The 1415-nt window shown below is 48.0% G+C and carries 1 rRNA gene (running past one end of the window); it reads right to left on the reverse strand.

The window, feature by feature from the left end:
* Positions 1-68: 68 nt before the first annotated feature.
* A 23S ribosomal RNA gene (locus AB6805_RS32400) occupies positions 69-1415 on the reverse strand (its annotated part continues 1453 nt past the right edge of the window); the annotation flags it as partial.

The raw sequence follows: 1415 nt of genomic DNA on the forward strand, positions 1-1415 counted from the left end.
TTACAGCAAACTAATAAGATAACATATCGGGAAAGTTGTATTCTAAGACTCTTTAACGTAATATTTAAAAAATTAAAGCTTACGGGCAATTAGTATTACTCGGCTGCGATGTTACCACCCTTACACCTGTAACCTATCAACGTCGTAGTCTCCGACGGCCCTTAAAAGTAAACTCATCTTGAAGCAGGTTTCACGCTTAGATGCTTTCAGCGTTTATCCTATCCATACATAGCTACTCTGCACTGCACCTGGCGGCACAACAGATACACCAGCGGTATGTACGACCCGGTCCTCTCGTACTAAGGTCATGTCCTCTCAATTTACTAACGATCACAACAGATAGGGACCGAACTGTCTTGCGACGTTCTGAACCCAGTTCACGTGCCACTTTAATCGGCGAACAGCCGAACCCTTGGGACCTTCTCCAGCCCCAGGATGTGACGAACCGACATCGAGGTGCCAAACCTCACCGTCGATATGAGCTCTTGGGTGAGATCAGCCTGTTATCCCCGGAGTACCTTTTATCCTTTGAGCGATGGCCCTTCCATACAGAACCACCGGATCACTTTAGCCTGCTTTCGCACCTGCTCGGCTTGTTTGCCTCACAGTCAAGCACCCTTATACTAATGCGCTCTACGTACGATTACCAACCGTACTGAGGGTACCTTTGCGAGCCTCCGTTACCTTTTAGGAGGCGACCACCCCAGTCAAACTACCCACCAAACAATGTCTCCCCTTGCAGGGATTAGACTCTAAATAACAGAAGGTTGGTATTTCAACGATGACTCCACAACTCCTGGCGAAGCTGCTTCATAGTCTCCCAACTATCCTACACATCTGGCATTCAAAATCAATGTTAAGTTGTAGTGAAGGTTCACGGGGTCTTTCCGTCCCGTTGCGATTAACCGGCATCTTCACCGATACTACAATTTCACCGAGCTCGTGGTAGAGACAGTGTACAACTCATTAGACCATTCGTGCAGGTCGGAACTTACCCGACAAGGAATTTCGCTACCTTAGGACCGTTATAGTTACGGCCGCCGTTTACTGGGGCTTCAGTCAGAAGCTTTGGATTACTCCGAACATCCTTCCTTAACCTTCCAGCACCGGGCAGGTATCAGGCTCTATACGTCATCTTTCGATTTTGCAGGGCCCTGTGTTTTTGTTAAACAGTTGGTTGTACCATTTTACTGAGGCCGCATCACTGCGGCACGCCTTATCCCGAAGTTACAGCGTCAATTTGCCTAGTTCCTTTACCACGGATCACTCGAGCGCCTGAGAATACTCATCTCGACTACCTGTGTCGGTTTACGGTACGGGCTGCTATAAACGAACCTTAGAAGTTTTTCTTGGAAGTCTGATTAGGGACACTATCAGCGCGGCCGAAGCTTTGCTGTACTATCAGGATTCAGCAT

This window comes from Chitinophaga sp. RCC_12, from assembly GCF_041360695.1.
Lineage (GTDB): Bacteria > Bacteroidota > Bacteroidia > Chitinophagales > Chitinophagaceae > Chitinophaga.